At 62.3% G+C, this 25,976-nt stretch carries 34 protein-coding genes and 1 tRNA gene; 25 read left to right on the top strand and 10 right to left on the bottom strand.

The features are described 5' to 3' along the window. The first annotated feature begins 5 nt into the window (after nt 1-5). The 6 genes from cmk (at nt 6) to KF733_06810 (ending at nt 4,338) form a co-directional block, all read left to right on the top strand. Nucleotides 6-686 (top strand): (d)CMP kinase, encoded by a 681-nt coding sequence (gene cmk / locus KF733_06835; protein ID QYK54724.1) that lies wholly within the window; start codon nt 6-8, stop codon nt 684-686. Next, a complete protein-coding gene (gene dapA, locus KF733_06830) occupies nt 683-1,597 on the top strand; it encodes a 4-hydroxy-tetrahydrodipicolinate synthase (protein ID QYK54723.1) in 915 nt (304 codons plus the stop codon). Before cmk ends, dapA begins: the two co-directional genes overlap by 4 nt. Nucleotides 1,598-2,092: 495 nt before the next feature. Further along, on the top strand, nt 2,093-2,791 hold the full coding sequence (locus KF733_06825) for a hypothetical protein (protein QYK54722.1): 699 nt from the start codon (nt 2,093-2,095) through the stop codon (nt 2,789-2,791). Between the two features lie 52 nt (nt 2,792-2,843). Then, the gene (locus KF733_06820; GenBank protein ID QYK54721.1) at nt 2,844-3,506 is read left to right on the top strand and encodes a transposase; all 663 of its coding nucleotides are present in this window, start codon (nt 2,844-2,846) and stop codon (nt 3,504-3,506) included. A gap of 157 nt (nt 3,507-3,663) precedes the next feature. Next, nucleotides 3,664-3,846: a hypothetical protein gene (locus KF733_06815; GenBank protein QYK54720.1), complete on the top strand. Its 183-nt coding sequence runs from the start codon at nt 3,664-3,666 to the stop codon at nt 3,844-3,846. A 105-nt stretch (nt 3,847-3,951) separates the two neighbouring features. Then, entirely contained in the window at nt 3,952-4,338 is a 387-nt protein-coding gene (locus KF733_06810; GenBank protein ID QYK54719.1) for a hypothetical protein, read from the top strand. Nucleotides 4,339-4,342: 4 nt separating this feature from the next. On the opposite strand, the gene KF733_06805 is transcribed toward KF733_06810, so the two are convergent. Then, the gene (locus tag KF733_06805; GenBank protein QYK54718.1) at nt 4,343-4,534 is read right to left on the bottom strand and encodes a hypothetical protein; all 192 of its coding nucleotides are present in this window, start codon (nt 4,532-4,534) and stop codon (nt 4,343-4,345) included. A gap of 236 nt (nt 4,535-4,770) precedes the next feature. Here KF733_06805 and KF733_06800 point away from each other — a divergent pair, with 236 nt between their 5' ends. Further along, the gene (locus KF733_06800; GenBank protein ID QYK54717.1) at nt 4,771-4,953 is read left to right on the top strand and encodes a hypothetical protein; all 183 of its coding nucleotides are present in this window, start codon (nt 4,771-4,773) and stop codon (nt 4,951-4,953) included. Between the two features lie 105 nt (nt 4,954-5,058). Beyond that, a complete protein-coding gene (locus KF733_06795; protein ID QYK54716.1) occupies nt 5,059-5,445 on the top strand; it encodes a hypothetical protein in 387 nt (128 codons plus the stop codon). Nucleotides 5,446-5,449: 4 nt separating this feature from the next. Here KF733_06795 and KF733_06790 read toward each other — a convergent pair whose 3' ends face one another. Then, complete coding sequence (locus KF733_06790) at nt 5,450-5,641, bottom strand: hypothetical protein (GenBank protein QYK54715.1); 192 nt, start codon at nt 5,639-5,641, stop codon at nt 5,450-5,452. A 212-nt stretch (nt 5,642-5,853) separates the two neighbouring features. On the opposite strand from KF733_06790, the gene KF733_06785 reads away from it, so the two are divergent. After that, nucleotides 5,854-6,192 (top strand): hypothetical protein, encoded by a 339-nt coding sequence (locus tag KF733_06785; GenBank protein QYK54714.1) that lies wholly within the window; start codon nt 5,854-5,856, stop codon nt 6,190-6,192. Nucleotides 6,193-6,526: 334 nt separating this feature from the next. Then, on the top strand, nt 6,527-7,942 hold the full coding sequence (locus tag KF733_06780; protein ID QYK54713.1) for a DUF4139 domain-containing protein: 1,416 nt from the start codon (nt 6,527-6,529) through the stop codon (nt 7,940-7,942). A gap of 71 nt (nt 7,943-8,013) precedes the next feature. Here KF733_06780 and KF733_06775 read toward each other — a convergent pair whose 3' ends face one another. Next, nucleotides 8,014-8,751: a hypothetical protein gene (locus KF733_06775; GenBank protein ID QYK54712.1), complete on the bottom strand. Its 738-nt coding sequence runs from the start codon at nt 8,749-8,751 to the stop codon at nt 8,014-8,016. Nucleotides 8,752-9,014: 263 nt separating this feature from the next. On the opposite strand from KF733_06775, the gene KF733_06770 reads away from it, so the two are divergent. Further along, nucleotides 9,015-9,623: a hypothetical protein gene (locus KF733_06770; GenBank protein QYK54711.1), complete on the top strand. Its 609-nt coding sequence runs from the start codon at nt 9,015-9,017 to the stop codon at nt 9,621-9,623. Here KF733_06770 and KF733_06765 read toward each other — a convergent pair. Further along, nucleotides 9,616-10,869, bottom strand: coding sequence for an aspartate aminotransferase family protein (locus tag KF733_06765; protein ID QYK54710.1), 1,254 nt, complete (start codon nt 10,867-10,869; stop codon nt 9,616-9,618). The two genes, KF733_06770 and KF733_06765, sit on opposite strands and share 8 nt — an antisense overlap. 166 nt (nt 10,870-11,035) lie before the next feature. On the opposite strand from KF733_06765, the gene KF733_06760 reads away from it, so the two are divergent. The 13 genes from KF733_06760 (at nt 11,036) to KF733_06700 (ending at nt 19,801) form a co-directional block, all read left to right on the top strand. Further along, complete coding sequence (locus KF733_06760) at nt 11,036-11,401, top strand: hypothetical protein (protein QYK54709.1); 366 nt, start codon at nt 11,036-11,038, stop codon at nt 11,399-11,401. After that, entirely contained in the window at nt 11,401-11,790 is a 390-nt protein-coding gene (gene flgC, locus KF733_06755; protein ID QYK54708.1) for a flagellar basal body rod protein FlgC, read from the top strand. The genes KF733_06760 and flgC overlap by 1 nt, the downstream gene beginning before the upstream one ends. A gap of 17 nt (nt 11,791-11,807) precedes the next feature. Continuing rightward, a complete protein-coding gene (gene fliE / locus KF733_06750) occupies nt 11,808-12,098 on the top strand; it encodes a flagellar hook-basal body complex protein FliE (GenBank protein ID QYK54707.1) in 291 nt (96 codons plus the stop codon). A gap of 61 nt (nt 12,099-12,159) precedes the next feature. Then, nucleotides 12,160-13,821 carry a flagellar M-ring protein FliF gene (fliF, locus tag KF733_06745; protein ID QYK54706.1) on the top strand — a complete coding sequence of 554 codons (1,662 nt, stop codon included), beginning with the start codon at nt 12,160-12,162 and terminating at the stop codon, nt 13,819-13,821. Further along, nucleotides 13,818-14,828 (top strand): flagellar motor switch protein FliG, encoded by a 1,011-nt coding sequence (fliG, locus tag KF733_06740; GenBank protein QYK54705.1) that lies wholly within the window; start codon nt 13,818-13,820, stop codon nt 14,826-14,828. Before fliF ends, fliG begins: the two co-directional genes overlap by 4 nt. Before the next feature lie 55 nt (nt 14,829-14,883). Next, the gene (locus tag KF733_06735) at nt 14,884-15,483 is read left to right on the top strand and encodes a hypothetical protein (GenBank protein QYK54704.1); all 600 of its coding nucleotides are present in this window, start codon (nt 14,884-14,886) and stop codon (nt 15,481-15,483) included. After that, nucleotides 15,483-16,793: a FliI/YscN family ATPase gene (locus KF733_06730; protein ID QYK54703.1), complete on the top strand. Its 1,311-nt coding sequence runs from the start codon at nt 15,483-15,485 to the stop codon at nt 16,791-16,793. Before KF733_06735 ends, KF733_06730 begins: the two co-directional genes overlap by 1 nt. Continuing rightward, the gene (locus KF733_06725) at nt 16,786-17,205 is read left to right on the top strand and encodes a flagellar FliJ family protein (protein ID QYK54702.1); all 420 of its coding nucleotides are present in this window, start codon (nt 16,786-16,788) and stop codon (nt 17,203-17,205) included. Before KF733_06730 ends, KF733_06725 begins: the two co-directional genes overlap by 8 nt. Next, nucleotides 17,202-17,798 carry a lytic transglycosylase domain-containing protein gene (locus tag KF733_06720; protein QYK54701.1) on the top strand — a complete coding sequence of 199 codons (597 nt, stop codon included), beginning with the start codon at nt 17,202-17,204 and terminating at the stop codon, nt 17,796-17,798. Before KF733_06725 ends, KF733_06720 begins: the two co-directional genes overlap by 4 nt. A gap of 2 nt (nt 17,799-17,800) precedes the next feature. Next, nucleotides 17,801-18,307, top strand: coding sequence for a hypothetical protein (locus KF733_06715; protein QYK54700.1), 507 nt, complete (start codon nt 17,801-17,803; stop codon nt 18,305-18,307). A gap of 22 nt (nt 18,308-18,329) precedes the next feature. After that, nucleotides 18,330-18,405 (top strand) — tRNA-Arg (locus KF733_06710). 88 nt (nt 18,406-18,493) lie between these two features. After that, complete coding sequence (locus KF733_06705) at nt 18,494-19,360, top strand: 5'-3' exonuclease (GenBank protein QYK54699.1); 867 nt, start codon at nt 18,494-18,496, stop codon at nt 19,358-19,360. Between the two features lie 60 nt (nt 19,361-19,420). Next, nucleotides 19,421-19,801 carry a VOC family protein gene (locus KF733_06700; GenBank protein QYK54698.1) on the top strand — a complete coding sequence of 127 codons (381 nt, stop codon included), beginning with the start codon at nt 19,421-19,423 and terminating at the stop codon, nt 19,799-19,801. Nucleotides 19,802-19,846: 45 nt separating this feature from the next. On the opposite strand, the gene KF733_06695 is transcribed toward KF733_06700, so the two are convergent. The 3 genes from KF733_06695 to KF733_06685 all read right to left on the bottom strand — a co-directional run bounded on the left by KF733_06695 (nt 19,847) and on the right by KF733_06685 (nt 21,473). After that, entirely contained in the window at nt 19,847-20,008 is a 162-nt protein-coding gene (locus KF733_06695) for a hypothetical protein (GenBank protein ID QYK54697.1), read from the bottom strand. A 39-nt stretch (nt 20,009-20,047) separates the two neighbouring features. Continuing rightward, nucleotides 20,048-20,248, bottom strand: a complete 201-nt coding sequence (locus KF733_06690; GenBank protein ID QYK54696.1) for a hypothetical protein — start codon at nt 20,246-20,248, stop codon at nt 20,048-20,050. Nucleotides 20,249-20,417: 169 nt separating this feature from the next. Beyond that, nucleotides 20,418-21,473 (bottom strand): M42 family metallopeptidase, encoded by a 1,056-nt coding sequence (locus tag KF733_06685; GenBank protein ID QYK54695.1) that lies wholly within the window; start codon nt 21,471-21,473, stop codon nt 20,418-20,420. Nucleotides 21,474-21,707: 234 nt separating this feature from the next. Here KF733_06685 and KF733_06680 point away from each other — a divergent pair, with 234 nt between their 5' ends. After that, nucleotides 21,708-22,373, top strand: coding sequence for a hypothetical protein (locus KF733_06680; GenBank protein QYK54694.1), 666 nt, complete (start codon nt 21,708-21,710; stop codon nt 22,371-22,373). Between the two features lie 18 nt (nt 22,374-22,391). On the opposite strand, the gene KF733_06675 is transcribed toward KF733_06680, so the two are convergent. From KF733_06675 to KF733_06665, 3 genes are read right to left on the bottom strand one after another with little or no spacing between them, the layout of a single operon-like run. Then, nucleotides 22,392-23,066, bottom strand: a complete 675-nt coding sequence (locus tag KF733_06675) for an SOS response-associated peptidase (GenBank protein QYK54693.1) — start codon at nt 23,064-23,066, stop codon at nt 22,392-22,394. 9 nt (nt 23,067-23,075) lie between these two features. Continuing rightward, nucleotides 23,076-24,647 carry a hypothetical protein gene (locus KF733_06670; protein QYK54692.1) on the bottom strand — a complete coding sequence of 524 codons (1,572 nt, stop codon included), beginning with the start codon at nt 24,645-24,647 and terminating at the stop codon, nt 23,076-23,078. Nucleotides 24,648-24,649: 2 nt separating this feature from the next. Beyond that, a complete protein-coding gene (locus KF733_06665) occupies nt 24,650-25,966 on the bottom strand; it encodes an adenylosuccinate lyase (GenBank protein ID QYK54691.1) in 1,317 nt (438 codons plus the stop codon). Between the last annotated feature and the right edge of the window lie 10 nt (nt 25,967-25,976).

The following is a 25,976-nucleotide window of genomic DNA, read 5'->3' as shown; positions in this document are numbered from 1 at the left end:
CCAACTTGATCCAAAGACGCCTTGTCATCGCCATCGACGGACCCGCCGGTTCGGGCAAGTCGACCGTCGCTTCCCTGCTCTCGCTCAGCGTCGGCATCCAGGTGATGGACACCGGCGCGATGTACCGGGCAGTGGCGCTCGCCGCGATGCGGCAAGGAATCGACCCCGCCGACCCGATCGCAGTCGCCAACCTCGCGGCGGAGACGCAGATCAGCTTTTCTGCGGACCTCCCTCCCGAGATCCTGCTGGACGGGCGACCCGTCGGGGACCAGATCAGGAGCTTGGAAGTCGGCCAAGCGGCCAGCATCCTCAGCGCCCACACCGCCGTCCGGAAGAGCCTGGTGCCGAGGCAGCAGGAATACATCCAGGGGCGCTCCGCCATTCTGGAAGGCCGCGACACCACGACCGTCGTCGCACCGGACGCCGACCTTAAGATTTTCCTCACGGCAAGCATCGAGGAGCGGGCGCGACGGCGCTGGCTTCAGCTTAGGGGGCCCGGCGGGCCAAGCCTGCAGGACGTCGTCCGAGAGGTCGTCCAACGCGACCACCGAGACTACACGCGGGCGGACAGCCCGCTGACCCTGGCCGAAGACGCCGTCATCCTGGAGACCTTCGGGCTGGACCCAGAAGAAGTGACGAAGAAAATCGTCAGGCTCCTTGCGGACACTGGTAAATTGCCTGCATGAGCGACTTCAGGGGCTCGCGGGATTGGGGCCGGCTGCTGACGGCGATGCTGACGCCCTTTGCCCAAGACGGCAGCGTGAACATAGCGGAGGCGAGGCGCATCGCCAGCTACCTGGTCGACGTGCAGCGGAACGATGGGCTGGTGGTGAGCGGGACGACGGGCGAATCCCCCACCCTTCGCGCCGAGGAGAAGCTCGCCCTGCTGGAGGCCACCCTGGAAGAAGTCGGCGACCGGGCCGCGGTCGTCTTCGGCGCGGGCACCTACGACACGGCGGAATCGGTCGAAATGGCCCGCGAGGGCGAAAGGCTCGGTGCGCACGGCATCATGGTCGTCAACCCCTACTACAGCCGCCCCGGACAGGAAGGCCTCTATGCGCACTTTCGCGCGGTGGCCGAGGCGACGAGCCTCCCCGTGATGCTCTACAACATCCAGCCGCGCAGCGCGATCAACCTTGAAACGCCGACCCTGATGCGCCTGATCGAGGACGTGCCGAACATCGTGGCGGTGAAGGAAGCGAGCGGCAACGTCGGGCAGATCGGCGAGGTCTGCGCGCAGGCGCCGGCCGGCTTCCGGGTCTACAGCGGCGACGACGCCCTGACCTTGCCCGTCCTTTCTCTTGGCGGCCACGGCCTGGTGAGCGTCGCCGCCCACGTTATCGGGCACCGGATGAAGCCGATGATCGAGGCCTTCTGGACTGATCCGGCGGCCAGTGCAAGGATCGCCCGCGAGCTCCAACCCGCGATCAAGGCGGTCTTCAGCGCCCCGAGCCCGGTGCCGGTCAAGTTCGGCCTCAGCCTGGCCGGCTTCGATTGCGAGTCGGTGCGCCTGCCGCTCGTCGAACTGGAAGCCGCCCAGAAGGCGACGCTGCGGATCGCATTCGAACGGGCGCTGCCTGCCTTGACCACGGCCTGACGTTCGTAACACCGGAGCGCGGACGTCCCCGTCCGCAACCCGGCTAGCGGGCCTCTGGCCCGCATGTGACAGGAGGCTTCACCGGAGCGCGGACGTCCCCGTCCGCAACCCGGCTAGCGGGCCTCTGGCCCGCATGTGACAGGAGGCTTCGCCAGAGAGCGGGCGTCCCCGTCCGCAACCCGGCTAGCGGACCCCTGGCCCGCATGTGGCAAGAGGCTCCGCCGGAGCGCGGACGTCCCGTCCGCAACCCGGCTAGCGGGCCTCTGGCCCGCATGTGGGCAGAGAGTTGGCAGGAGCGACTGGTGAGGGCCATAACCATGCCACCCACTCGGAGGGCCGTGCCACCCGTCGAGACAAAACGCGTCCTCGACCACAGCCCCGCCAACTCCCCCCGCGCTCCCCGAGGGTTCCCCACGGCACCGGTGCCGTGGGGAATGCTCGGGGAACCCGGGGGCAGCCCTGGGGTGACGGCACCTATGCGCCGATAACAAGGGTATGGCGAAGATGCGGCCTGGGGCACTGGTCGAGGGGCTGAGCGGCACGCTCGGCAACGCAGTGGTCGTGCGGTTCGGCGACGGACGGGTGCAGGTGCGCCAGAAGGTCACGCCCCGCAACCCGAGGACGCCCCTGCAAGAAGCAGCGCGAGAGCGGCTGACCCGGGCCGCCCGGCTCTTCCGGACGCTCAACCCTGAGGAAGCCCTCTCCTGGCATGCCTACGCCCGCCGTGAAGCAGAGCAGCTAACCGCTAACGGCCAACCCGCAGACCCCCGCGCCCAGTCCGCCTTCGTCCGCCTGGCGACCAAGATCCTGCAGGTCGACCCGGAGGCGACGCCGCCGCGCACCCCACCGGCCGCGAGCTTTCTCGGCGACGCACTGGTCGTGACGGCAGCACCGCTCCCCCTCGCCCCTCTGGGGGAGAGGGGGCAGGGGGGTGAGGGGGTCCGCTTCACGGCCTCAGCCCCCAATGCCCCTGGCGTGGTCACCGAGCTCCTGCTCCAACCGCTCCGCACCAGTCTCTCCCGCCCCGACCCCGGAAAGTACCGCACCCAAACCTTCGCCACGTTCACCCAAGGCGTCCTGTCCCGCGACGTCACCGCGCCCCAGGGCTGGCACGCCCCCGCCTACCGCTTCGTCTTCCCCGCCACCGGCCAAGCCTCCTCCCTCGTCCCCCTGCCCCCCGTCTGGGTCGGGTGAGAATAGCCTCGGCATGCCTCGGCACGCCCCGTGCCGAGGCTAAACTCCAAACGTGCGGCAACGGCACTGGCGCAACTGGACGGAAGGCGGGCAGGTGGCCTTTGTCACAACGACGGCGCTTGACTTCGCCCCAGTGTTCGGCAGGGCCGAGACCCATGACCTCGTCGCAGCCGCGTTGCTCGCCGACTGCCAGCGCTACCGGGCGCCGCTGCACGCCTTCGTCGTGATGTCCAACCACCTGCACCTCCTTGTGCAGTGCCCTGCAGGCCAGACGGTGTCGTGGTTGGTGCAACGGCTGAAGTCCAACCTGGCGAAGCTGGTGCTGCCACTCCTGGACGAGGCGGAGCGCGCGGCCCTCGCCCAGCAGACGGGGCTCAACCGGCGCTCGATGTGGCAGGCGGGCTTCCGGTCGGTGACCGTGGCGGACACCGCCACCTTCGACCAGAAAGTCCGCTACGTCCACCAAAACCCTGTCCGGGCGGGCCTCTGCGAACGCGAGGAGGACTACCGATGGTCGTCAGCCCGGCTCTACCTCGTCGAGGGCATCGCCCGCGAGGACGGGCTAGACTTAAGCATGGCACTGAAGGAATTCGGAATTGAAGAGACTGAGCTCTCTGTCGCGACTAGCCTCGGCACGCCCCGTGCCGAGGCTATTCTCGACCGACAGATCCTGCTCGGCCACGCTGAACACCGCGAGCGCCATGCCTCAGTCTAGTCCATCCTCCTACGCGATGCATTCGACTTGGACCAGCCGACCTTTTTGCTCTCGCGCTTCAGCATTTAGCCTCGGCACGGGGCGTGCCGAGGCATGAACACTCGCCAGTTAGCAAATCTGGTATCGCACTTCCCTTCGAGACCGTTATACTGATGCCATGGGTCGTTTGCTCAGCCTCGCCCTCCTCGCCATTCCGTCGCTGGGCCCGGCGGCAATCCTCATCGACAGCCTTGACGGCGGATACTTCAAGGCCACCATCACCGGCAACGGGAGCAAGGACAACTTCGCCCGCGACCTCGACCGCAACCAGGTGTACGCGGGCCACCGTTACACTGCCTAAACGGTCGGCGGAAACATTTATGGGTACACGACAACGTTCGAGGTTGGGCTCGGCGAAGCTCGGGTCGTAACACCCGGGCCTGAATCCGTCAGCAACGAGGAGATCTTGGCGTACGGTCAAGGGTTCGGCGGCTCGTTTAGCATGAACCTTACCGAACTCCCGACCTTCGAGCTCGACATCGACATGGAGCCGCAGTTCTTCTTTGCCCAAACATGGATGATCTTGGTCGGTGACCGCACAGGTCGTCTTGCGACGAACTTTCAACCTGGGCTGACGGATACCGGCATCAGGTTTCAGCAGAAAAACTTCGTCGGGGAAGTGGACTGGTCGGACATCCGAACCCTCATGTTCCGGCAGTCATTCAGTGGCACCCGCAACATTCCGCTTGTGCATTACGTTACAGAGTTTCGAGCCGTGCCAGAGCCTGCTGGCTTCCTCGGGGCAAGCACCGGAGCCCTCCTGCTGGCTAGGAAGAGGGCCTGGACTCGCTAGGCTTTCACTGCTGGACGTACGCGACGTCGTGGTAGGTGGAGCGCCACTTCCCGCCGACGAACACGAACTCCGACGACTTGCCGCTCGCGATCGTCGCCGCGGGTAGTCCGGTGGTGCCGAAACGGACGGCGACCGTATTCGTCGCACTCGCGGCATGGTACACGCGGACGGTGGTTCCTTTTTCATGCCTCGGCACGCCCCGTGCCGAGGCTATTCTCGACCGACAGATCCTGCTCGGCCACGCTGAACACCGCGAGCGCCATGCCTCAGTCTAGTCCATCCTCCTACGCGATGCATTCGACTTGGACCAGCCGACCTTTTTGCTCTCGCGCTTCAGCATTTAGCCTCGGCACGGGGCGTGCCGAGGCATGAACACTCGCCAGTTAGCAAATCTGGTATCGCACTTCCCTTCGAGACCGTTATACTGATGCCATGGGTCGTTTGCTCAGCCTCGCCCTCCTCGCCATTCCGTCGCTGGGCCCGGCGGCAATCCTCATCGACAGCCTTGACGGCGGATACTTCAAGGCCACCATCACCGGCAACGGGAGCAAGGACAACTTCGCCCGCGACCTCGACCGCAACCAGGTGTACGCGGGCCACCGTTACACTGCCTAAACGGTCGGCGGAAACATTTATGGGTACACGACAACGTTCGAGGTTGGGCTCGGCGAAGCTCGGGTCGTAACACCCGGGCCTGAATCCGTCAGCAACGAGGAGATCTTGGCGTACGGTCAAGGGTTCGGCGGCTCGTTTAGCATGAACCTTACCGAACTCCCGACCTTCGAGCTCGACATCGACATGGAGCCGCAGTTCTTCTTTGCCCAAACATGGATGATCTTGGTCGGTGACCGCACAGGTCGTCTTGCGACGAACTTTCAACCTGGGCTGACGGATACCGGCATCAGGTTTCAGCAGAAAAACTTCGTCGGGGAAGTGGACTGGTCGGACATCCGAACCCTCATGTTCCGGCAGTCATTCAGTGGCACCCGCAACATTCCGCTTGTGCATTACGTTACAGAGTTTCGAGCCGTGCCAGAGCCTGCTGGCTTCCTCGGGGCAAGCACCGGAGCCCTCCTGCTGGCTAGGAAGAGGGCCTGGACTCGCTAGGCTTTCACTGCTGGACGTACGCGACGTCGTGGTAGGTGGAGCGCCACTTCCCGCCGACGAACACGAACTCCGACGACTTGCCGCTCGCGATCGTCGCCGCGGGTAGTCCGGTGGTGCCGAAACGGACGGCGACCGTATTCGTCGCACTCGCGGCATGGTACACGCGGACGGTGGTTCCTTTTTCATGCCTCGGCACGCCCCGTGCCGAGGCTATTCTCGACCGACAGATCCTGCTCGGCCACGCTGAACACCGCGAGCGCCATGCCTCAGTCTAGTCCATCCTCCTACGCGATGCATTCGACTTGGACCAGCCGACCTTTTTGCTCTCGTGCTTCAGCATTTAGCCTCGGCACGGGGCGTGCCGAGGCATAAACGGCCCCGCCGACCACGCCTTTCACAGGTGACGCCGTGGTGGTGACGGCCACGGCGGGGGTGGGCAAGGTGACCTTCACCGGCAACCAGCCGAACGCATCCGGCGTGACCACCGAACTGCTGCTTCAGCCGCTCGCCAGCCAGTTGCGCAACCCGCAGAAGGGCGGTTACCGCTCGAAGGCGTTCTTCCGATTCATCATTGGCGGGTTGAGCACGGACGTGACGGTGCCGCCGGGCTACTATGCGGCGGCGTACCGGTTCGTTAAGCTAGCCACGGGCGAGGCCACCGAGCTGCGGCAGATCGGCGTCTCGCAAGTCACGCTGGCGCTCGAGGACGGCGTTTCCCGCACGGGCGGCAAGAAGAAGGCGGCCTGACGGTTGGCGGTTGGCGGTTAGCGGTTGGCGGTTAGCGGTTCGCGGTTGGCGGTTGGCGGTTGGCGGTTGGCGGTTGGCAGTTGGCAGTTGGCGGTTGGCGGTTGGCGGTTGGCGCCTTCCAACTCGAGACCCCTCTCCCCGGTTCGCTTCGCTCACCGACCCTCTCCCTCGCAAGGGAGAGGGTTTTTGGTGAGCTGGACGACCCTGGTCTGAGGCAGGCTGGGCGAGGCGCGTACCGCCCGGGGCCCATCGAAAGTTCCCGCCGACGAATCGAAGGGCGCGGTCAGGCGTCTCAAAGCCGGGAAACACTATGTTGGGTTCAATGGCACTAGGTATGGCAATCGCGCAGGGGCAGCCCGAAGACGTCCAGCTGACGGTCTACAACAAGGGCTTCGCGCTCGTCCGCGAGAGCAGGGTCTTCAACCTGCGGAGCGGGATGCAGGAGGTCAGCGTCGAAGACGTGGCCGCGATGATCGAGGCGAACTCCGTGGGCGTCCGCAACCTCACTGATCCTAAGGGGTTCCGCGTCCTGGAGCAGAACTACCAGTACGACCTCATCAGCCCCAGCGCCATCTTGAACAAGGCGGTCGGGCAGGTCATCGTCTTCAACCGGGTTCTTCCGAACGGGCAGCGCGAAGTCGTGCGGGGCACGCTCCTAAGCGCGCCCTACGCCACGGTGAGCGACCAATACGGCAACCAGAGCGGCAGTTGGAACGGCATGGTGATCCGCACCGAGGACGGGCGGATCCTGCTCAACCCCACGGGCGAGATCGAGGTCTCGAGCCTGCCGAACGGGCTTATCAGCAAGCCGACGCTCGTCTGGATGGTCGATTCGGCGCGCGCGGGCGAGAGCAAGGTGGAGATGAGCTACCTGACCCAGGGAATGAACTGGAGCGCGGACTACGTCTTGAGCCTTGATGCGAAGGGCACGGCAGGCGACCTGAACGGTTGGGTCACGATGACGAACAACAGCGGCGCGACTTTCGAGGGCGCAAAGCTCAAGCTCCTGGCCGGCGACGTCTACCGCGTGGTGCCGCGGATGCGGATGGCGGCCAAGAACGAGGCCATGCGGTTCGATGCCGACGCCGGAAGAGGCGGATTCCAGGAGGAGTCCTTCGCCGAGTACCACCTTTACACGCTCCAGCGCCCGGCGACCCTCAAGAACAAAGAGATCAAGCAGATCTCGCTCCTCGAGGCCCAGGGCATGAAGGTCGATAAGAAGCTGGTCGTGGACGCCATGCGGACCTATTCAGGGTGGCGGCCCAGCGAGGGCGAGGTCGGCACAGGCCCGATCACGCCCCTCTTCCTGGTCGAATTCGAGAACACCGAAGCGAACCAACTCGGCATCCCGCTGCCCGAGGGGACGGTCAAGGTCTACCAGCGGGACTCGTCGGGTGGGTCGCAGATGATCGGGGAAGCCTCGATCGACCACACGCCGCGCAAGGAGCGGATCTCACTGCCGGTCGGCCGTTCCTTCGACGTCGTCGCGTCGCGAAAGCGGACGAGCTTCAACTGGATCCGGTTTGGTTCTTCCATCACCGGCGCCCGCGAGACCTATCAGATCGAGGTTCGAAACCGCAAGCAGGAGCCCACGACGGTCCACGTCTACGAGCGCCACTGGGGCGAGTACAAGATCTCGGGGAACAGCCTGCCGTTCGTCCAGGAAGACTCGAACACGATCGTCTTCAAGGTCGACCTGAAGGCGGACGAGGTCAAGACCGTCCAGTACACGGTCGAGACGACCTGGTAAGGCAAGGGCAAAACCAAAGGGAAAGCCCCGCTCTTCGTAACGAGCGGGGCTTCTTTTCGTTGTCGGGGCGGTTACTTGGAGATCTTGGCTTCGGACTTCATTTCCTGCTGGATCTGAAGCATGCCCATATCGATCATGAGCGCGGTCTCGCTGACGCTCTTCGTCGGCATGCCGGTGCCGAGGCTGATCCACGAGTGGCCCAGGACGGTGATGCTCATGCTGCCCGCAGTGTCCCCGCTGCCGACGTTGATGTTGAAGGTCGCCTTTCCGTCCGAGAAGAACTTCACTTTCGCGTGAGGCTGGCCGTCTACGTCCTCGAACCCTTCGACCTCGAAGGTGGTCGGCAACTTGCCCTGGATGTCCTGGGCCATGCCCATCATGCTCGCTTCCAGGAGCTTCTTCATGTCCATCTCTTTCGACCACTTGGTGCCGACGGAGACGTCGTCCTCGGGGAACTCCAATCCGAAGAAGCCGAGCTGGGTGAACTGCTCGACCGACCGGACCATGGCGCCCTGCGACATCGGGTCAAGACTATCCGCGTCGGCCAGTTGCACGTTGCGCGTCCCGCCCCGCTGATTCACCTCGCCCACGATCTTGACCTTCTTGAGCCCGTCCACCATGTCTTGCGGATCGCCGCCCATCCCTTGGCCCGGGTCGTCGCCCGCCATCTTGATGTCTGTGGTCGTGATGGTGAACTTGCTCCACCCATCGGCATCGGCGCCAAAGTCGATGTTCTGGGAGGTGTCGGTCTTCATCTTCATCTCCCGGTCCATCATGCCGCTGAAGGACATCTTCATGTCCGTGGACATGGTCATTTTGTAAAGGCCGGCCCCAGGCTGAAACCGCAGCTTAGTGGGCTGGCTTTGGGCCAAAGACCCAGCCGCGACAAGCAGGGCGCAAACGGTCAGGAGCGGACGAAAAGCTCGCATCTCATGAAAAGATACCGATTTTCTGCACGACTCGTTTCGTCTGAGGCCCGAATGACTTCGAACGTCGTCCGGCGTCGCCATTAAAAGGGCGAACAGGTGTACGCATGACGAGTAGTTTCGTGCTATAACTGCGTCTTAAGTCTATGTCTCCAGCAACTGCTTCCCGCGGGCGTCTCGAACTGGTCCTCTTTGGGACGGTGTGCCTGCGCAAAGGGGATTGCCGTCTCGACCGCTTCCCCACGGCAAAGGCTCGAGAGCTCCTCGTCTACCTTGGTCTTCATGGATCGGAGCCCGTGCCGCGGCTCTGGCTGAACCGAATCCTGTGGCCAATGGTGGAGCCGCGTGAGGCGCGCAACCGGCTCAGCGTCACACTCTATAACCTGCGGCGCTCCGCCGCCGAGGCGGGCACGGGATTGGGCGACGCCTTGCAGGTGGACCGCCACAACGTGCGCCTCGACCCAGAGGAAGTCTTCGTCGACGCGCAGCACTTTTTCCGGGCTTTGGCGGATTGTGACTCGACTCCGGACGCGGGGCGGCTTGCGCTGTTCCGATCGGCGGTCGAGCTCTATGGCGGGCCGCTGGCGACCGATACTGACGCCGCCTGGCTGGCCCCCTTGCGGGAGCAAGCGGACAAGCTCTACCAGGAAGCGGCGAACATCCTCTGCGACGACGCGCGGAGCCGTGGCGATACGGCCATGGCGATGGCGTTCGAAGCAAAGGCGCTGAGGGGTCCGAAGGTGAGCCTTAGGTGAGGCTTGCCACCATCTCGGTCGTTTCCGTCACGGCTTCCGCGACGGTCTGCACCGCCCAACGCGCCTGCTCCTCAGTGATGACCAACGGCGGCTCGATCCGGATGACCCGCGGGTTGTTGAGCGTGTAGGCCACGATCAGCCCCCGCTTAAGCGCGAGGGCGACGATCAGCTCTCCGATCTCGTCGACCGCGAACTCGATCCCGATGAGGAGGCCCTTGCCGCGGACCTCTGCGACCAGTTCCTGTCCCGCCAGCGCCTCCTTCAGCGCCGCCAAGAACAAGGCGCCCACATGGGCGGAACGCTCCACCAACCCTTCCTCCCGCACGATGTCGAGCGTGGCGATCGCGGCGGCGCAAGCCAACTGGTTGCCGCCGAAGGTGGACGTGTGCATCAGCGGGTTTTGGCCGAAGACGCCTTGCCAAACCGCCTCCGTTCCCATCGTCGCCCCGATCGGCATGACCCCGCCGCCCAAGGCTTTGGCCAACGGCATCAAGTCCGGCATCACTCCATCGTGCTCGCTGCCGAACATTCGGCCCGTCCTCCCGACGCCAGTTTGCACCTCGTCGACGATGAGCAGGGCGCCGACCTTGTCACAGACCCTGCGCAGCTCGGCGAGGTAGCCCGGCGGGGGGATCTGCACCCCGCCCTCGCCCTGGACGGGTTCGACGATGAAAGCGGCGACACCCTCGCCCATGGCCGCCTCAGCCGCGCCTGCGTCTCCATAGGGCACAAACTCGACCCCGGCAAGAAGGGGTTGGGCCGGACTGCGATATTTGTCCCGCCCGGTCACGCTGAGCGCGCCGAGCGTCTTGCCGTGGTAGCCACCGGTTGTGGAGACGAACCCTGCGCGCCCGGTCGCGATCTTCGCCATCTTCATGGCCGCCTCAACCGCCTCTGCCCCGCTATTGCTGAAGAACGTGAACTCCAGCCCCTTCGGCGCAACCTGAGCAAGGCGCTCGGCCAACTCGGCTTGGCGCGAATTGAAGAAGGTTTTGCAGCTCATCGGCATGGCTTCGAGCTGTCGCTTGACCGCCTCGACGACTTTCGGATGCCGGTGCCCCAGGGCAAAAACTCCGAACCCGCCCAGGCAGTCTAAGAACTTGCGGCCCTCGTGGTCCGTCACGTAGCAGCCCTCGGCCTCGACCTCGACCCCGAAACCCGCGAAGGCCATCAGCCTCGCTTGGTAGGGGTTGACGTGCCGGGCATATTGGTCCGTAACCTGCGCCAGAAAGTCGTCGGGCTTCACGGTCGTATTTTACGGGCCTTTTCCCCGCGGCTCGGGCCAGGAAAAAAGCGGGCCAAGATGCCCCGCCGGCCTAAGCCCACGGCGCCTTTCGACCGACAGATGACACGGGCCCGCAGTGGGCCGCCACGGAAGGGCGAACCGCGACGGATCGCGCGAGGTAAGGCAGATGTTTCAACTCAACAAGCTGATGGGGCCGCACTCCCTGAACCTGGAGCGCGCGCTGGATCGGACCGCGGAACGGCACAGCCTCTTGACCACGAACCTGGCGAACGTCAACGTACCGGGCTACAAGCGACGGGACATCGACTTTGGAATCGAGCTTGAAGGGGCGCAAGGACGCCGGGCAGGATCCCTGCGCCGAACAGGTGACCCCCAATCCAAGTCCGGCTCCAACCGCATCGACGGAAACAGCGTCGATATGGAAAAGGAGGTCGTCGCTATCGGCGAATCGGAAGTCCGGTACGAAACGCTTATCGAATTAACGAGCCGCTACTTCAGCGGACTGAAGACAGTTATCCGGGAAGGTAGATAATGAACATTCGATCTGCGATGGGCATTAGTGCAAGCGGCATGAGTGCGGAGCGGTTTCGGATGGACGTTATCGCGTCCAATATCGCTAACGCCAACTCCATGCGTGTCGACGGAAAGGATCCTTATCGTCGCCGTGCCGTTATCCTGAGGGGTGGAGAAGACGGTGTCTCGATCGGCCGGGTCGAAGAAGACCGGGCGAGCTTCCGCAACGTCTTCGAACCTGGCAATCCGCAGGCAGACGCCCAGGGCAACGTGCAGTACAGTAATGTGGAACCTTTGCGTGAAATGGTGGATATGATCACCGCCCAAAGATCCTATGAGGCGAATGTCGCTGCTTATAACAGTTCGCGCAATATGGTGCGTTCAGCCCTTTCAATTGGCCGGGCTTAAAGCTAGAGGACTAGGCAGTGAGAATCAACTCCCAGATCGCGAACAATCTTGCTCAGAGTGGTAAGAGCCTTGCGACTCCAGACAAGTCGCAAGATTTCGGCCAATTGTTGATGGACGCCCTGAAGGACGTGAACGAGTCGCAGCAGAACGCTATGCAGCTCCAGAACGACCTCATGGCGAATCGACCGGTCGAGTACCACGACCTGATGATCGCGATGGAACGCGCCAGCACGGCAATGTCCTTAACCATTCAGGTAAGGAACAAGCTCCTGGAAGCCTACCAAGAAATCAGCCGCATGCAAGTCTGATTTTGCGCGTGGTCGCTAGCGACCAGAATCTTCAGGAAGTGGACGTTCGCATTTTTCATAAATGGGTGCAATAGTCCAAAGGATCAAAGATTGGTGGGAGGGAGCGGACCGTACTCAACGTACGGTCACGATCTTTGGCGCGGCGATTCTGGCCCTCTTGATGGGCCTGACATTCCACTTTGCCACTGCTCCACGGTTTCAACCTGTCTACTCCGGCTTAACCGCCAAAGACCAGGGAGCTGTCGTCGATGAACTTAACGCCTTAGGCGTCCCAGTCCAGATCGGCACGCAGGGCACGGTCCTGGTGCCGTCCGACCGCATCGACGAAGTTAAGATGCGGCTCGCCGCATCCGGTAAGACTCCGAACTCTGGAAGCAAAGGTCTCGAACTGCTCGATGGGATCAATTCGTTTAACACTCCGGCGCAGGAACGCGAAAAAATTATCGCGGCCATCGAGGGAGAACTCGAGAACTCAATACTGAAGTTCGCGGGCGTATCCCAGGCGACGGTCCACATTGCCTTAGGCAAAGATTCACCCTTTCAGGACGAAGTCGTACCACCGACCGCTTCCGTGAACATTGTCGAGCAATCCATGGGGTCTGTGTCTTCAGACCAGGCCATCGCCATCGCTCGTCTGGTGCAGAGCAAAGTGACCGGATTAAAGTCTAGTGGCGTAAATGTTATCGCTTCTGGACGATTGATTTACGATGGTGACCAGCAGGGCAGCTCCGAGTCTATTGCCTCGAGGAAGATCGAGGCAGAAGTCGAAGAGTCGAAGCGACGGGAAAGGGACCTCCAGCGACGACTTGACGTGGCGTTCGGGCCCGGCAATACAGTAGCCATGGTGCAGGTCGAACTGGACATGGACTCTGTGTCCCAGCACGAGAAGATCCTCGAGTTTGGGGACAAGAAGGTCGCACAAAAGTCGACAGAGACGATGACGGACGGCTCCGGAAACACGGTCGGCGGAGCTGCGGGTCTCGACAGCAACACTCCCTCCGCCCCCACTGCAGTCGATATTCCCAAGTCTGCCAAATACTCCAGCGAGGTCGTCTCTAACCAATACCCAAGTACCGAGACCAGTCGCGAACTCAAGAAGTCGCCAGGCAAGCTAATCGCGATGACAGTTAGCGTCATCGCGAACAACACCGCTATCAAGGACGTCGCTCCCGTCCAATCGATAGTCGACAGCTATCTTGGAGATCGAAAAGGGACTCCGGGATTTGCAGGAAGCGTCCAGGCAGTGTCTTTCGACACGAGCATGAAAGACCTGGAGAAGAAGGCGCTTGCCGACTCGGCGGCCAAGGCACAGGTGCAACAGATTATAAGCCTTCTCCCCATCGCCGCCCTCGTCTTTGTCGGCTTCATGGTAACGAAGGCGCTCGGCAAAATCCCCGGAAAGACCTTAACGATGGCGTTGCCTGCTGGCGGCACTATGCAGGTGCCGTCTGGAAACCCGCAACAAGACGAAATCAGCGGCATCTTAGAGCGAAGTCCCAATTCTGGAAATACGCGTACGGTCGCAGAACTCGCTCGAACCGAACCGGAGATCGCAGAAGCTTTGCAGCAGATGGGAGTTGAAAGTATTGACGATTCCGTCGACGTCGAAGCAATCCGAGCCCGGATCGACGTTCCGCTGGAACAGATTAAAAAGATGGCACGCCAAAAACCGCAAGCGATAGCACTCTTGATCAAAGGTTGGCTCATGGAAGAGCGTAAATGAGAAAGATCCAAAACGACTTGTCAAGCCGCAAGAAGGCGGCTATCATCCTAACGATCCTTGGCCCGGAGATCGCTTCCGAGGTTGTGAAGCACTTAAGCGAGGAACAGGTGGAGGTTCTTTCGCTCGAAGTGGCGCGCATAGACAAGATTTCTTCCGAGACTAGGACGCAGGTAGTCCATGAGTTCCACGAGCTTGCGCAAGCTCAGGACTATATTGCTGAGGGCGGCGTTAATCAAGCCCAGAAGGTGCTTGCACTCGCTTTTGGCAATGACCAGGCTGACGCGCTTATGCGCAAGGTCGTTTCGGCCATGCAGGTCGTGCCGTTCGAGTTCCTTAAGCGGACGGATCCGACCCAGCTCCTTTCGTTTATTCAGGATGAGCACCCGCAGACGATCGCTCTCATCCTGGCATGGATGCCGCTTAACCAATCTGCGATGATCCTCACAAAATTGCCGCCTGAGCTACGCGGCGATGTTGCTGAACGGATAGCCGTTATGGAGCAGACCCCGCCTGAAGTCATCCGCAAGGTCGAGGCTGTACTCGAAAAGAAGATGTCCGCGATTCTGAGCCAAGAACTCAGCAAGGCGGGTGGCCCGAAAGCTCTTGTGGATTTGCTGAACCGCGTCGACCGCCAGACCGAACGGCTCATTATCGAGTCTCTTTCCGAAAACAACCCAGAGATGGCCGACCAGGTTAAGAACATGATGTTCGTGTTCGAAGATTTGGTGGGCCTGGACGACCGCGCGATCCAGTCGATCCTTAAGGAGATCGACATCAAGGATTTGGCCACTGCACTGAAAGGAACTAGTGCAGAAGTCCAAGAGAAGATCTTCCACAACATGTCCGAGCGTGCCGTCGATATGCTAAAGGAAGACATGGAGTTTATGGGCCCGGTAAAGCTTAAGGTCGTCGAAGAATCACAGCAAAAGGTGGTGGCGGCTATCCGGCGCCTTGAAGAAACCGGCGAGATCAACATCGGTCGCGGAGAGGACGATATCCTTGTCTAAATGGCGCCCACCAATCGATAAGGATGCGGTGTCCTTGTCCCAGAGCCTTGAGACTGTGTCAACGGCCGAGGTCGAGGCGTCGCGCAAGTCGGGTTCGAGCCGGCTGATGTCGGGCTTGGCAATCATGAGGGAGCAGGCAGAAAAGGAGGGTTTTCAAATTGGTAAGGAGCTTGGCTATCAAGAAGGGTTAGAGGTTGGGGCAGGGCAGGGTAAGGAAGAGTTCGAGCAGACGCACCGGCAGCTTCTTGACGATTTCAAGACCGGGCTTGAAGAGTTGGTGCGGCAAATCGAGCGATCTCTCGAAGAGTACTATTTGCGGGCCGAAGAGCGGCTCGCGACGCTCGCGATTCAAATCGCAAACCGCGCGATTTGCCAGGAACTAAGCCTTTCGCGAGACGCGATCCTCAAGATTACGCAAGAAGCAATCGCAGAAGTTCGTCACGGCGAAGAGGTTGTCGTTCGCGTCAATCCGTTAGATGTCGGGCTTCTGCATGCCCATCGGGATGACATTCTCAAGGCCGTGTCTTCCGTAAGAAAGGTCGAGGTCGTTGGAGATTCTTCCATCAGGAGCGGCTGCGAAGTTGTCTCGAAGGGCGGGGTGGTCGACGCCCGAATAGACACCTATTTGGCTCGGTTGGAGCAGGAGGCGGCTTAATGGGCGCGTTATCGCGGCTCGGCGAGGCGATTCTCGCGACAAGTAGGTTCGAGGCGCTTGGTCGAGTGGAAAAGGTGGTCGGGCTTGTGCTCGAGTCGGACGGGCCGGGCGCAAGAATTGGCGAGGTTTGCATCGTCGAGCCGGAAGACGGAGCCGAACCGCTTCCCTGCGAGGTTGTCGGCTTTCGAGGCTCGAACGTGTTGCTCATGCCGCTCGGCGATATGGCGGGCGTCCAGGCCGGAAACCTGGTCCGCGGCACGGGCACCTGCCTCCGTGTGCCGGTCGGCCATACGCTGTTGGGGCGCGTCGTCAACGGCCTTGGCAAGCCGATCGACGGAAAAGGTCCGCTGAACACGGCCGACACGTACCCAATTTTGGCTCCTCCCCCGAACGCACTGAGCCGGCAGATGATTTCGCAGCCTTTTGCCACCGGCGTGCGCGCGATCGACGGCTGCCTCACGATCGGCGTCGGCCAGCGCATGGGGATCTTCGCGGGGTCGGGCGTCGGCAAATCGACCCTCCTCGGCATGATCGCGCGTGAAGGGCAGGCAGACGTGAACGTCGTCGCGCTCATCGGCGAGCGCGGTCGTGAGGTCCGAGAGTTCATTGAGCGAGACCTCGGCAAAGAGGGCATGCGCCGGACCGTGGTGGTCTGCGCGACCAGCGACGAACCTGCGCTTGTGCGCATCAAAGCGAGTTTGACGGCTACCGCAATAGCGGAGGCGTTTCGAGACCAAGGCCTCGAAGTCCTCCTGATGATGGACTCCGTCACGCGCTTCGCGATGGCCCAGCGCGAGGTCGGCTTGGCGGTCGGCGAGCCCCCCTCGGCAAAGGGCTACACGCCCAGCGTGTTCGCGCTTCTGCCGAAGCTGATGGAGCGCACGGGGTGCGGCGAGCGGGGCGCGATCACGGCGATCTACACGGTCTTGGTCGACGGCGACGATACAAACGAACCGATAGCTGACGCGACACGCTCGATCTTGGACGGGCACATCGTTTTGAACCGCCGCCTGACGAGCCGCGGCCACTATCCGCCGATCGATGTCGGGCAGAGCCTGAGCCGCGTGATGCCTATGGTCGTCGACCAGCAACAGGTGCGGCAGGCGGCGCGGCTGCGCGAGCTCATCGCCGCCTATAGCGATGTCGAGGACCTTGTGTCGGTCGGGGCCTATAAGCCGGGCACGAGGCCGGACGCAGACTTTGCGATCGAGCGATGGGACGCGCTGAACGCTTTCTTGCGCCAGGGGCGAGAGGACGGGACACCGTTCGCGGAAACCCAGCGACAACTTGCGGAGGTTGTTGGTGCGTAAGTTCAAGTTTAGGCTCGAAAAGCTACTTGAATGGAGAAACGCTATCGCCTCCGAGGCCAAGGCCGCCTACCTCGGGGCGGCGGCAGATAGGATCAGCCGGGAGCACTCGCTCGAGGAGGCCAAGGAACGGCTGGCGCATGCCTTGCGTCAGGTGCCCAGCACCCTCCCCGAGAAACTCTCAAACGAGGCGTTCTTGAACCGTTTGGAGGATGAAAGGGCGGTCGCCGAGAGCGTGGTCCAGGCAGCGCTCGAAGACGAGGCCCTCGCGCTGGCGGCATGGCGGGAATCGGAGAAAGAAGCTGAAGCCATAAGAAAGCTCCGCGAACGGGCCCAAGAAGCTTGGCAGATAGAATTTGATAGGTTTGAACAGAAAGAACTGGACGAATGGGCCGTCCAGCAGAGGAAACTATGACGATCCAGCCGAAGGGTTATGAAGCGACCAAACGGCGGTTTGAGGAGCTTAAGGACAAACTCGACGAGTTCCGCGGCCGTCCGTCGGAACCGGAAATGACGGCGCCCTCTCCCTTCCCCGCTCCCATGGCCGGTCAGATCGGCGATTCGTTCGCGCCGCTCGACCCGATGAGCTCGGCCGTGCGGTTGCGGGGCATCGGGGCGCCTCCCCACCTCGCCGAATTGATCCAGCGGGCGGCCGGCGAAGCCGGGGTCGATCCGATGCTGTTCGATTCGCTGGTCGCGATGGAGAGCGCATACGACCCGAAGTCGGTCTCTCATACAGGGGCGTCCGGCTTAGCCCAGCTGATGCCGGGCACAGCTCGACTGATGGGAGTCAAAGACGTCTTCGACCCGTGGCAAAACCTTAAAGGTGGAGCGTCCTATCTTGCACAAATGCTCCGTCAATTCGGTGGGGACGAGGAACTCGCCCTGGCTGCCTATAACGCGGGGCCCGGCAACGTCAAGCGTCACAATGGCGTACCGCCCTTCGGCGAGACCCAGGCATACGTGAAGCGTGTTTTGAGTCGGGTTAACGCCTTGCGGGGACGATAACCATGGCGAAGGAAAAGGGCAAGGGAAAGGGCAAAGTCTTCATCATCGCCGGGATCGCGGTGGTCGTTCTTGCCGCGGCGGTGGTCGGGCTCGCACTCGCGGGGATTCTGAAAATCCCAGGGGTCACGCCCAAGAAGGGCGGGCCCGCCGGGCTTTACGGCGAAGCGGCCGGGCAGTATGCGGAGACGAAGGATACGCCGTTGGAGCAGGAGCCGGTAGCCGAGAAGCCGCCCGAACCTGCCCCCAAGAGGCCGCCGACGCAGGACCAAACTGACGACCCGAAGCAAGGGGCCAAGCGCATCGCCCAGCTTTGGAACAACCTGGACGGGCAGAAGCTTGCCGAGTTGGCAAAGGCGTATAAGGATCCGGAACTCGCCGGGGTCATCCTGCAAATGGACCCGGAAAAGGCGTCGGAGTTGCTCTCCACTCTGGACTCGGCCCGCGCCGCCAAGTTGAGTAAGGAGATCCAGAAGCAGGCGAGCCAGGTCGAGCCTAAAACCGGGGCTTGATCGCAGGTACCATCGCGCTTCTCCGGGCGTAGCTCAGTGGATAGAGCACCAGTCTTCGGAACTGGGTGTCGGGGGTTCGAGTCCCTCCGCCCGGGCCACTTCTCAACCCGAAAGCGGCCCCCCCTTCAGCATTCGCCCGCTCGCAGGCACTAGCCGCGTCCGGCGGAGACCGGGCATAGTGCGGACGTGACGGAACGGCCGCTGCTGATCGTGGACGGGGACAACCTGGCGCACCGCGCTTACCATTCGTATCCCAAGGAGACACGGGGCGAGGGCGGGCGACCGATCAATGCCATCGTCGGGTTCTTCAGCATGCTGGCCCGGGTTTGGCAGGAAGAGCAGCCGCGCGGGATCTTCGTGGCGTGGGACACGCTGGGGGTGGGCACCTATCGGAACGAGCTCTGGCCCGCCTACCAAGGGGGCCGCGAGTTCGACCCCGAGATCGTCGAACAGCTGGCGGCCTTGCCCGAGCTGTGCCAAGCCTTCAGGATAGCGACCGGCCAGGGGCCAGGCCACGAGGCGGACGACTACATGGCGAGCGCGGCTCGGGCCGAGGAAGCCCGCGGGGGCACGGCCCTGGTCCTGACGACGGACCGCGACACCTACCAGCTTGTGAACGAACGGGTCACGGTGCTCTCGCCCCAGCGCAAGACCCGCGAGCTGGCGCGGATCGGGCCGCAGCAGGTGGTGGACTACTTCGGGGTGGCGCCGGAACTTGTGCCCGATTTCAAGGCCCTGAGCGGAGATTCTTCCGACCGTATCCCCGGCGTCAAGGGCATCGGCCCAGTGGCGGCTTCTGGCCTTCTGAAGACGCACGGCTCGCTGGATGGAGTCTGCCAGGCCTGGGGAGACACGCCCAACGCGCGGCTCGCCCTGATGTTCCGCGAAGTGGCGCGCATGCGGTGCGATCTGCCCGTGGACCTGCCGACTGAGAACGTCGACTGGCAATCCGGGGCGGCGGCGCTGCGCAAGATCGGGGCCGACGGCCTCGCCGATCGGCTTGCCGACATTCCGCTCGAAGACACCCCCCTCCCCCGGACATCGGAGTCGTAGGCGCAAGCTGTCCGAAAGTGGCACGGTCCCTGCGCAGATGCCTTGGGGAGATAATGGTTCGTGCCAAGGATCGATCAAGCCGTAACGTTCCTGCGGACGCGCGACCTGGAGGCTAACGGGCGGTTTTACAGGGACTTGTTCGGGCTGGAACTCGTGCTGGGGCAGGGCGGGTGCCGGATTTACCGCTGGGCGGGCACATCGGCGTTCCTCGGCTTCTGTGCCGACGGTAAGGCGATGGCCGAACCGGCCTCTGCGATCGTCTTGACCATCGTCACCGACGAGGTCGACGAGTGGCACCGGCACCTGAGTGCCCACGGCGTGGAGACCGACGGGCCGCCGAGGCTGAACAAGAAGTACCAGATCTACCACTTCTATGCCGACGACCCGGACGGCTACCGGATCGAGGTCCAGCAGTTCCGCGACGAGCGCTGGAACCCTTAGGGGTGAATCGGGGCCCTCCGGTCGAAGACGGAAGGCCCCTGAGGTTTAGCCGGGCTGGACCGACTTGGACTTGACCGTGGCCGCGTAACGCGCCTGCTCGTCACCGAGCGCCTTGGCGATCTTCTCCGCGGTCGTGACCTTTCCGTCGTAGACGACGGTCGCCGTGAGGGACGGCTGGTCGGTCTTGACGTCTTTGACTCCATCCATCTTGACCAAGATGGACCGCACCGTGGCGGGGCAGGAGGCTCACGTCATGCCCGGAACGCTGAGGACGGCTTTGTAGCTCTTGGCCTCAGCTTCCGAAGCGGCGACAGTTGCGGTCGGCTGGGCGGCCTCTTTCTGGGCGACCGGGGACTCGGAGATTTCCGAGTCCTGCGGCGCACACCCAAAAATGGCCAGGCCAAGCACCGCGGCCAAGGCGGCCGTGATGGTCGTGCTTCGAACCATAGCAGTAAGATGTTACCGGGTTTTCGGAGGAGCCTTGAAGCCTCAAGGCCGTTGCACGGAGAAACAGCGGCCCCGCGCCTGCCCGGCTCTCGCCTTCCTTCGCGACGGCGCATGAGCCCATGGCTCTGCCCCTTGGCGATGGAAGCAGTTACCCTACGAAGCCCGTGGGCTACACCCCGTAGCCGTAGTCCCCGTTTTGGCAGTCCTCGATATAGCGCGCCAGGAGGTCGATGGACGCTTGGACGTCGCCCTTATGCACCGTCTCGTTCACGGTGTGGACATATCGGCACGGGACGCTGAGAGTGAACGAGGGGATGCCGCCATGAAGGCGCTGGACCCCGCCCGCGTCGGTGCCACCGAAAGGCAGGACCTCAAGCTGGTACTTGATCTCGTTCTTCTCGGCAAGGTCGCGGAAGTGGCGGACGACCTTGGGGTGGCAAATGAGCGAACTGTCCAGGATCTTAATCGCCGTGCCTTCGCCCAGCTTGGTGACGCTGAACTCGTCCGTCAAGCCCGGGATGTCATTGGCCAAGGTGACGTCGAGCGCCACGCAGACATCGGGGTGGATCGCCCAGCCGCTGGCCACCGCGCCTCGCAGCCCGACTTCTTCCTGGACGGTCGCGACGCCGTACACGTCCACCTCGTGCGCCTTCGCCGCCTTCATGGCCTCGATCATCACGAAGACGGCGACGCGGTCGTCCATCGCCTTGCAGGTGCATAGCTCGCCCATTTCGATGAACGTCCGGTCCATCGTCACGGCGTCGCCCAGTTCCACCCTCTCTTTCGCCGCGTCGCCCGACATGCCGATATCGATGAAGAAATCGTCGATGCTAGGCTCCTTTGCTCCTTCGCCCGGTTGAAGCATGTGCTTTGGCTTTGTGCTCATCATGAGCAATCCTGAGATCAAGCCTTCGCGGGTGTGGACCTTCACGCGCTGGCTCGCCATCTGGCGCGGATCCCAGCCGCCGGTCGGCACGATACGCAGGAACCCTTTGTCGCTGATGTGCTTCACCCGGAACCCGATCTCGTCCATGTGGCCAGCGATCATCAGCTTCTTCGCCCCTTCCCTCTTCGAACCGCGCTTCAGGGCGATCACGTTGCCCATGGAATCTGAGCTCAGCTCGCAGAACGGCTTGAGCTCGCGGATCACGATGTCGCGAATCGCTTCTTCCCGGCCCGGCGAGCCGTGCGCCTCGGTCAGCTCGCGGAACAACTCGATGTTCATTGATGCAGAGGTTACTCACTCTTGGCGCCGCTTAGCGCTGGCTCGATCCGGCGTCCTGCCCGACCTCTCAGCGAGCCACCTCCCAGCCCGGTGGCCAGTGGCAAACCGCAAGAGTAGCGCCACGCCCGCCACTTTTGGTTACCTTTTTTCCGTTTACTAGAGATGATTTTTGCTAAACCTGAAACAAAGGCTGGCTTACAATTGTTCTTTCCGGTCATGTGGCTTCCTTTTTTAATGCTGTGTGCCAGTGCCGTGGACCTTGGCCCGACGATGCCGTTGGGCGATTCCATCACCTCGGGCTATCCCGTCCCCGGAGGCTACCGTGGCTTCCTCCAAGACCGGCTTACGACCTCCGGTTACTCCTTTGACTTTGTCGGCCCGAGTGTCGAGAATTCGGCAGGAATGATTGATCCGGAACACGCAGGTTTCGGAGGATGGACCCTGCTTGACCTCTGCGACGGCAGGGACGGCAAGGGAAACGTCGCGAAATGGGTCGCCTTGTTCCGCCCCAGACTCATCCTCCTAATGGCCGGAACGAACGACTACTTCACCCCCCTACCAGAGATGGAGTCTCGGTATCGGAGGCTCATCGAAGAGGCCGGGTCTTGCGGGGCCACGGTCTACTGGGGTTCCGTGACCAAGACCGACTATCCGAACGGCCAATCTCGGAACGTGTGGGCCGCCCAGCTCGATTCGCTCATCCGCCTCCTTTGTGCGGAGCAGCGGGCCCTCGGCCGGCAGGTCTTTTACGTGGATATGTTCAGCGCACTGGACCCTGCGACCGACCTTGCGGACTACATCCACCCGAACGCCGCCGGGCAAGCGAAGATCTCCGAAAGGTGGCACCGCGCGATCACCTCCCCCAAGATAGGGTTCGCCGGGCGGGCCGTGGACTGGTGAGCGGCCGTTGAGCCGTCCTCAATCGAAGAGCGAGCGGTTCACGACGGGCTCGATAAGCGACGGCCCCTCGTTGCGGGGATTGCCGACCGCGCGGCCGACCTCGGTCAGAACCGTCTCCTCGACCGCAAGCGGTCGCAGGAGCGCCATCAACCGGGGCGCCTCTTCTGGTCCTGCCTCCAGCCAGTCTTCGTAGTCCTCGGGATGCAGGACGGCCGGCATGCGGTCATGGACCCGGGCGACAACCTCGTTCGGCTCGGTCGTGATGACGGTGCAGGTCTCGAGCAGGCCCTCGGGCCCCTGCCAGGATTCAAAGAGACCGGCGAAGGCACGCGGGCCGCCGGGCCACGAAATGTAATATGCGCGCTTCGATTTCCCTTCCCCGGCCCACTCGTAGAACCCGTCGACGGGCAGAAGACAGCGCCGACGCAAGAACGCGTCCTTAAAGGCTTGACGCTCAAGCAGGGTCTCGCAACGGGCGTTGATCATGCGTTGCCCCACGGCTGGGTCGCGAGCCCAGCTCGGCACGAGGCCCCACCGCAAGGGTCGGTACTCCCTTCCCGCCCGACCTTGGACCACGGCCGGGACTTCCTGGGTCGGCGCAATGTTGTATCGAGGGGTGAGGTCTGGCACGACAGGCACGCCATACCGATCCACGAACATCCTGCCGTTAAAAAAGACGTATCGGGCGCACACGGTTTTTGCTTATTGCTTTCCTGCGGCCCACGCCCTGCTTGGCACCAGCGGAGCTTCGCTGAGCTTGCCGATCGCATAGCGCGCGCCCTTTTCCGGAGCGGTGGAGAGGAACCCCCAGGCGACGGCGCCGTCGGTGCTCTCAGGTTCTAGGATATGGAAAGCCAGGAGTGCGAGAGGCTGGTTTGTGCGGACGAGGACGTCCCCCGCCTGGACCGTTGTCCGGTCAGGCTGGAACCGGCCCTCTAGGGTCGTCATCCGGACGCCCTGGAAGGCTTGTCTGGCGACCTTCACCTCGTCGATTGAGAAGGTTTCGCCTCGGCCCTCCCAGCTTTCAAGGGCCACTTCGAGACGGACGCCGTGGCTATGGAGCAGCTCCAGCAGCCGTGTCTCCCGGGGTGGAACCAAGTACGCGCTCGGCATTTTTGCCAGCTTGGTCGGTACGTAGCGGTCGTAGATTGTGAGGTCCAGCGGTTCCAAATCGGTCGGCACGCCTTGCGGCTGGGCGCCTGGCTTCTCGATCATGACCGCCTCCTGGCCGCGGCTCCCGAACTCTGACCGGACGGCGAACTCCTTGCCGACTGAATCCGCCGCCTCGCGGTCGGCCCGGGCGTATATCGCGTGGAGAACGTCAGCTTGCGCTAAGAGTGTGTTTAAGGTTGCATCCACAAACCTCTCTGTATCCAAAACCCGTTGCTTAAACGGCACGTAGACGAGCGACTCGCAAAGGACGCCGATGCGGTTTCTTAAACCCAGGTACGACGTGCTGTAGCGCCCTTCGACCCCGGTGACGTACCAGCCCTTCTTTCCTTCGATCGTCTCCAAATTTCCGTAGTCGAAGATCGGCAAGTTAAAGTCGTCGTTGAGCCCCTTCTTCACGGTTTGCATTAACTTTTCGCGAGCAAACCTATCGATTTCCGAGTTGGTGAGAGGGTTGAGCGGAGTGAGGTAGGTGATGGGGTAGCCGTGCCGCGTCCCGTCCGTCGTATGGAGGTCCATCATGAGGTCCGGCTCCCATTTCGTGTAGACCTCGCGAAGGAGGGACCGCATTTCCGGGCTCAAGGCTTTGATGTGGTCTCGGTTCAGGTCGAGGCCGTCTCCGTTCGCTCTTTGACCGACAATGGCAGGTCCATTCTGTCCGGGTCGGTTCGTCTCTTGTGGGCCGAAAGAGTCGTTTCCATCGATGTTATAAACCGGGGTAACGAGGAGTACGGCCTTGTCAAGGATTCCAGTCTTTTCTTGAAGGTATCTCCGCAAGAGATGGAGGACGGCTTCTTTACCTTCCACCTCTCCCCCGTGGATGGTCGCCTGCACGTAAAGGACAGGCTTTCCAAGCCGTTTTGCTTCAAGGGGATTCGTAATGAGGGGGCGCGAAGCGATGACCAATGGCAGTTTTTGGCCCCTCGCGCTTTCCCCGATGAACTGGACGCTTAGATCCGGAGACTGGGTTTGCAATCCGTCTAAGAAGCCGAGGACGTCTTCGTAACTAGACGTTTCTCGAAACTCAGTCCTTTCGGCTTTGGACTGGGGCCAATCCTGTGCCGATGCCAAGGTTGCGCCTAGCAAGAATGCGGCAAGAACCATGCTTAGCTTGCCTCGCAAGGGACGCGGCCAGCCCCGAGTTCCTTGGGCGCGTTACGCAGATGATGGCCTAGGTTCATCGCAGATTCCAGCTCCTCCGGCGCGAGCAGGGCCGCGACTTCCGGGTCGGCAGCGACTGACGCACGGAAATCGTTGCCGGACCAGGCGGCGCTGGCGTGACGCTGCGCAACTTTGTAAGCCGCCTCGCGGCTCATCCCTTTCTCAATGAGAGCCATCATCAAATGCTCGCTAAAGACGAGGTCGCCCATAAGACGAATGTTCTCTATCATCCGCTCGGAATCGACGTGTAAACCACTAAGGATTGTGGTGAGCCTTGCGAGCATGAAATCGACGAGATGAAAGGTGTCGGGAAGGATTATCCTTTCCACGGAAGAGCTGCTAAGGTCCCGTTCGTGCCAAGTCATGATGCTTTCGAGCATTGCATGGGCGTTAGCACGGACAACCCTTGCCAACCCGCAAACGGTCTCGCTGTTCCAAGGGTTGCGCTTATGAGGCATCGCGCTACTCCCAGTCTGGCCGCTCGCGAAGGCCTCTTGCACTTCAAGGATCTCTGTCCTTTGCAGGTTCCTAAGCTCTGTCGCGACTCTCTCAAGGCTCCCGGCGAAGACGGCAAGGACGCAGAGCAAGTTTGCCATTCGGTCCCGCGCGACGATTTGCGTGCTGTTCGGGTCTGGACTTAGCTCCAACGCCTCGCAAACCTTGCGCTCAAGGTCGAAGCCCGCATGAGCGTGGATGCCCACCGCCCCGCTGATCTTGCCGACCGCGACTTCGTCACGAGCTGCACGAAGCCGCGCCTTACTCCGTTCAAGTTCCAGATACCATCCTTGGACTTTATGGCCAAAAGTGATCGGCTCCGCGTGGATGCCGTGGGTGCGACCGATACACGGCTCTTGGCCATATCGCTCAAAGAGGCGCGCCATCTCCTCGCCGAGGCGCTCGGAAGACTTCAGCAACACGTCGCACGAATCCCGCAGCATCATGCCGAGTGAGGTATCGATGACGTCGTAACTGGTCAGGCCGTAGTGGATCCAGCGGCTTGCCGCCGACCCTCCTTTGGATACCTCTTCGCTCACGTTGCGGACGAAAGCCATCAGGTCGTGCCGCGTCTCCTTCTCAATCTCGTCCGAGCGCTCAAGGCTGAACGCCGCCCGCTCTCGAATCTGGGCCAAGTCCTCCTTTGGCACGACCCCAGCCTCAGCCCAGGCCTCGCATACGGCCACTTCGACTTCAAGCCAGCGCTCGTACTTCGCTTTGCGGCTCCAGATCGCTGTCATGGCGTCCGTGCAGTACCTTTCAATCACCGAAGGGCAG

The organism is Fimbriimonadaceae bacterium, assembly GCA_019454125.1.
Taxonomy (GTDB): Bacteria; Armatimonadota; Fimbriimonadia; order Fimbriimonadales; family Fimbriimonadaceae; genus JALHNM01.
This window is presented reverse-complemented; position numbering and strand designations above follow the sequence as displayed.

Coding starts and splice junctions, on each gene's coding strand:
- KF733_06815 (QYK54720.1), top strand. CDS start 3,664: ATGGGTCGTTTGCTCAGCCTCGCCCTCCTCGCCATTCCGTCGCTGGGC.
- KF733_06685 (QYK54695.1), bottom strand. CDS start 21,473: ATGAACATCGAGTTGTTCCGCGAGCTGACCGAGGCGCACGGCTCGCCG.
- KF733_06670 (QYK54692.1), bottom strand. CDS start 24,647: ATGGTTCTTGCCGCATTCTTGCTAGGCGCAACCTTGGCATCGGCACAG.
- KF733_06770 (QYK54711.1), top strand. CDS start 9,015: ATGTCTCCAGCAACTGCTTCCCGCGGGCGTCTCGAACTGGTCCTCTTT.
- KF733_06715 (QYK54700.1), top strand. CDS start 17,801: ATGGCGAAGGAAAAGGGCAAGGGAAAGGGCAAAGTCTTCATCATCGCC.
- KF733_06695 (QYK54697.1), bottom strand. CDS start 20,008: ATGGATGGAGTCAAAGACGTCAAGACCGACCAGCCGTCCCTCACGGCG.
- KF733_06720 (QYK54701.1), top strand. CDS start 17,202: ATGACGATCCAGCCGAAGGGTTATGAAGCGACCAAACGGCGGTTTGAG.
- KF733_06800 (QYK54717.1), top strand. CDS start 4,771: ATGGGTCGTTTGCTCAGCCTCGCCCTCCTCGCCATTCCGTCGCTGGGC.
- KF733_06780 (QYK54713.1), top strand. CDS start 6,527: ATGGCAATCGCGCAGGGGCAGCCCGAAGACGTCCAGCTGACGGTCTAC.
- KF733_06730 (QYK54703.1), top strand. CDS start 15,483: ATGGGCGCGTTATCGCGGCTCGGCGAGGCGATTCTCGCGACAAGTAGG.
- KF733_06760 (QYK54709.1), top strand. CDS start 11,036: ATGTTTCAACTCAACAAGCTGATGGGGCCGCACTCCCTGAACCTGGAG.
- KF733_06825 (QYK54722.1), top strand. CDS start 2,093: ATGGCGAAGATGCGGCCTGGGGCACTGGTCGAGGGGCTGAGCGGCACG.
- KF733_06775 (QYK54712.1), bottom strand. CDS start 8,751: ATGTCCACGGACATGAAGATGTCCTTCAGCGGCATGATGGACCGGGAG.
- fliF (QYK54706.1), top strand. CDS start 12,160: ATGGGTGCAATAGTCCAAAGGATCAAAGATTGGTGGGAGGGAGCGGAC.
- flgC (QYK54708.1), top strand. CDS start 11,401: ATGAACATTCGATCTGCGATGGGCATTAGTGCAAGCGGCATGAGTGCG.
- dapA (QYK54723.1), top strand. CDS start 683: ATGAGCGACTTCAGGGGCTCGCGGGATTGGGGCCGGCTGCTGACGGCG.
- KF733_06680 (QYK54694.1), top strand. CDS start 21,708: ATGCTGTGTGCCAGTGCCGTGGACCTTGGCCCGACGATGCCGTTGGGC.
- fliG (QYK54705.1), top strand. CDS start 13,818: ATGAGAAAGATCCAAAACGACTTGTCAAGCCGCAAGAAGGCGGCTATC.
- KF733_06690 (QYK54696.1), bottom strand. CDS start 20,248: ATGGTTCGAAGCACGACCATCACGGCCGCCTTGGCCGCGGTGCTTGGC.